General features: G+C 53.5%; 1 rRNA gene. It reads left to right on the plus strand.

Going from position 1 to position 733, the window contains the following annotated elements:
* Window positions 1–143 precede the first annotated feature (143 nt).
* Window positions 144–733: ribosomal RNA gene (locus tag CKF42_RS21010) — 16S ribosomal RNA — on the plus strand; the annotation flags it as partial.

Genomic DNA, 733 nt, shown 5'->3' on the forward strand with positions numbered 1-733 from the left:
ATCTGTGTGGGCACTCGCAGGATTGATATCAGCGCCTTAGGGCGCACAAAAATATCAAAGCCTCACGAGTGAACACATAATGAAATTCATTATGACGTTTTACAGATGAGCACCGCTGAACTGGTTTCAGCAAATCAAACTTTAAATTGAAGAGTTTGATCATGGCTCAGATTGAACGCTGGCGGCAGGCCTAACACATGCAAGTCGGACGGTAGCACAGAGAGCTTGCTCTTGGGTGACGAGTGGCGGACGGGTGAGTAATGTCTGGGGATCTGCCCGATAGAGGGGGATAACCACTGGAAACGGTGGCTAATACCGCATAATGTCGCAAGACCAAAGAGGGGGACCTTCGGGCCTCTCACTATCGGATGAACCCAGATGGGATTAGCTAGTAGGCGGGGTAATGGCCCACCTAGGCGACGATCCCTAGCTGGTCTGAGAGGATGACCAGCCACACTGGAACTGAGACACGGTCCAGACTCCTACGGGAGGCAGCAGTGGGGAATATTGCACAATGGGCGCAAGCCTGATGCAGCCATGCCGCGTGTATGAAGAAGGCCTTCGGGTTGTAAAGTACTTTCAGCGGGGAGGAAGGCGGTGAGGTTAATAACCTTGCCGATTGACGTTACCCGCAGAAGAAGCACCGGCTAACTCCGTGCCAGCAGCCGCGGTAATACGGAGGGTGCAAGCGTTAATCGGAATTACTGGGCGTAAAGCGCACGCAGGCGGTCTG

It is taken from the genome of Pantoea sp. ARC270 (genome assembly GCF_003236725.1).
Lineage (GTDB): Bacteria > Pseudomonadota > Gammaproteobacteria > Enterobacterales > Enterobacteriaceae > Pantoea > Pantoea anthophila.